General features: G+C 72.2%; 3 protein-coding genes. 2 read left to right on the plus strand and 1 reads right to left on the minus strand.

What is annotated here, in order from left to right; genetic code table 11:
- Positions 1–97: 97 nt before the first annotated feature.
- Entirely contained in the window at positions 98–649 is a 552-nt protein-coding gene (locus DZF91_RS25865) for a peptidylprolyl isomerase (RefSeq protein ID WP_199486893.1), read from the minus strand.
- 148 nt (positions 650–797) lie between these two features.
- Here DZF91_RS25865 and DZF91_RS25870 point away from each other — a divergent pair, with 148 nt between their 5' ends.
- Together DZF91_RS25870 and DZF91_RS25875 are read left to right on the plus strand one after the other, a co-directional pair.
- A complete protein-coding gene (locus DZF91_RS25870) occupies positions 798–1283 on the plus strand; it encodes a hypothetical protein (RefSeq protein WP_147341388.1) in 486 nt (161 codons plus the stop codon).
- A 291-nt stretch (positions 1284–1574) separates the two neighbouring features.
- Positions 1575–2480: an acyltransferase gene (locus tag DZF91_RS25875; RefSeq protein ID WP_117359805.1), complete on the plus strand. Its 906-nt coding sequence runs from the start codon at positions 1575–1577 to the stop codon at positions 2478–2480.
- The last annotated feature ends 413 nt before the right edge of the window (positions 2481–2893 follow it).

A 2893-nucleotide genomic window follows, 5' to 3' on the forward strand; every position in this document is an offset into this window, starting at 1 on the left:
GGGGCCGGCGCGCGCCCCGGACGGGCGGGACGGGGACCGGGCGGTCCGGGGGACGGCCGCGGCCCGCGCGGGCCGGACCGCCTCCCCCTACCTACTCTTACGACTGGCGCCGCTCGATCGTCACCGACTCGATGACGACATCCTCCAGCGGACGGTCCATGGAGCCCGTCTTGGTGTTGACGATGTCGTCCACCACACCGGTGCCCTCGATCACCTTGCCGAAGATCGTGTGCCGCCCGGTGAGGTGCCGGGTGTTCGCCACGTTGGTGGTGATGAAGAACTGCGAGCCGTTGGTGCCGGGTCCGGCGTTGGCCATCGCCAGCAGGTACGGCCGGTCGAACTTCAGCTCGGGGTGGAACTCGTCCTTGAACTGGTAGCCGGGACCGCCGGTGCCCTGGCCGAGCGGGTCGCCGCCCTGGATCATGAAGTCCTTGATCACGCGGTGGAAGATCGTCCCGGCGTACAGCGAGGTGCCGGTCTTGTCCTCACCCGTCTCCGGGTGCCGCCACGGCTTGGTCCCCTCGGCCAGGCCGACGAAGTTCTGCACCGTCTCGGGCGCCTTGTCCGCGAACAGCTGGACCACGATCTTGCCCTTGGTGGTGTTCAGCGTCGCAAAGATTTCCTCAGCCACGCGGGCCCCCTCTTCCATCGAGATGCTTGCGTCTGAGCTGGTCACAGCGCGGCTGGTCGGCCGCGCCACTGTCCACCCTGGGTAACGTGATGATCACTATCCCAGGGTTTACCTCCCGCTGCAGGGGAAGGCTGCCTGACAGGACCTCGCAAACAGGGAGGTTAGCGTGTCCCTAAAGAAGAACACCCGCCGGAAGCCGGGCCAGATGGCCGGCTCCGGGCTCGGCCGCACGCAGACGGCGATGCGGCAGGGCCTGTCGGCGGCCCGCGACGGCGCCTCCGCTGCCAAGGAGCGGATGGGCCCCGCGGCACAGCAGAGCCGCGAGATGGCGGCGGCCAGGATGCTGGCCCTCCGGGGCTGGAGCGCCCCGGTGCTGCGTCAGGCCGCCAAGTACGTCGAGACGGATCTGAGCCCCAAGATGAGCAGCATGCTCGCCCAGACGGCCGACCGGGTCGAGCCGCCCCGCCCCGCCCGCCGGGGCCGCAAGGCGGTGGTGGCCCTGCTGGCGGGAGTGACGGCCGCCGGTGTCGCCGGCGCCGTCCTCACCCGTCGCAACGCCGCCCAGGAGGCGGAGATGATGAGCGACGAGTCGACCTCCGACAAGGCCGACTCGGAATCCGCCGACGACCAGGTGCGGTCCCACAGCGGCTGACCGTCGAGCGCCCGCCCCAGAAGAAGGACCCGCCCGCCTCGGACGGGTCCTTCTTCGTCCCCCGCCCACCGCAGGCGTGGACACCGGGGTGTAGCCGATGAGCGCCCGCCAGGCGAGGAGGACATCGGTCTCACCGCCGGGCCGGGGGCCAAGGGCCTGCGGGGTGTCGGCGTCCGCGCCCGCCCGGCGTGGACCTGGCGGTTCGCGGCCGTTCGTCCACATGAACGGGCGTCCGCTGCGTCTGCGGGGTTAGCGGACCTCGCGGGTGATACCACCCGGTACGGTGGCGCCATGTCGCCGACATCGCGTCCACTGGGGCAGCAGCTCAGCGGGCTCCTCAAGCGCAAGGCCCGGCAGGGCCTGCACATCGCCGTGCAGCAGGGCTGGGAGTGGATCCAGCGGCACGGCGAGATCACCCCGGAGACGCCGGGCCGCCGCCGCTTCGCCCACCTGGGCCAGGGCGTGTGCATCGGCTTCCCGAGCGGCGCGATCTACGGCGAGCCCTGGATCTCCATCGGCGACCACACGCTGGTCGGCACGCACGTGACGATCTCCGCCGGGTTCGTCCCCGGACTGGACCTCGGTCCGGACGTCATCGTGAAGATCGGGCGGAGCTGCTCGCTGGGCCGCGGCACCCACATCGTCGGCCACCAGTCGATCGAGATCGGCGACGACGTCTTCACCGGGCCGAACGTCTACATCACCGACCAGAACCACACCTACGCCGACCTGGACATGCCCGTCGGACGGCAGTGGCCGGAGAACAACCCCGTCGTCATCGGCTCGGGCTGCTGGATCGGCACCGGAGCGATCATCCTCCCGGGCACCAGGCTCGGCCGGAACGTGGCGGTCGCGGGCGGCGCGGTGGTGCGCGGCGAGTTCCCGGACCACGCGGTCATCGGCGGCGTCCCCGCCAAGATCCTCCGCAGCCACACCCCCGAGGAGGGCTGGCAGCCCCCGCTCCGCAACCAGCCGCTCATCTCCCTGGACGAGCTGGCCGCCCTGTCCCTGGACGGCCTGGAAGGGCTCCAGCTCCTTCAGGACAAACTGCGCAGCGCCCACGGAGGCGCACGGCCTCCGGCCAACGGCGCAGCCCCCTCCCGCGACGCCACGGCCCCGTCCGCGAAGGACGCCACCTCACCGGCGAACGGCACTCCGGTCCCGCAGCCCGCCGAACTCCACGAAGAAGCAGGCTGACCCCTCCCTCACCACCCCCTCCCCCCAGGGCACGGCCGGCGCTGCCCAGCGGAACCCGGTCGGCGCTGCCCCGCGATCTCATCGCGAGCCAGTGGGCCGATCTCCATGCCCTGGTCACCTCCCGTCCGGTTCGAGGGCGGCGGACGCCGGTCCGCCGCGACTGACAGTTCCATCCTCGGCGGCGGCGCGCGGTGAAGGCGAGCCGAGCGGGAAGCTGTGGACAACAACGCGGACGGGCCGCTGACACCGAAGTGTCAGCGGCCCGTCCTGGCGTTCGGGAGCGCTTAGTTGAAGCGCGCCCGGCTGCGGTCGGAGCCCTCACGGCGGGGGCCGCCGTAGGAGCCGTTGCGACGGCCGGCACCGGCGCCCGCGCCCGCACCGGCTCCGCGCGGCGCGCCGCCGCGGCGCTCGCC

Source organism: Actinomadura logoneensis (assembly GCF_003428695.1).
Classification (GTDB): domain Bacteria; phylum Actinomycetota; class Actinomycetes; order Streptosporangiales; family Streptosporangiaceae; genus Spirillospora; species Spirillospora logoneensis.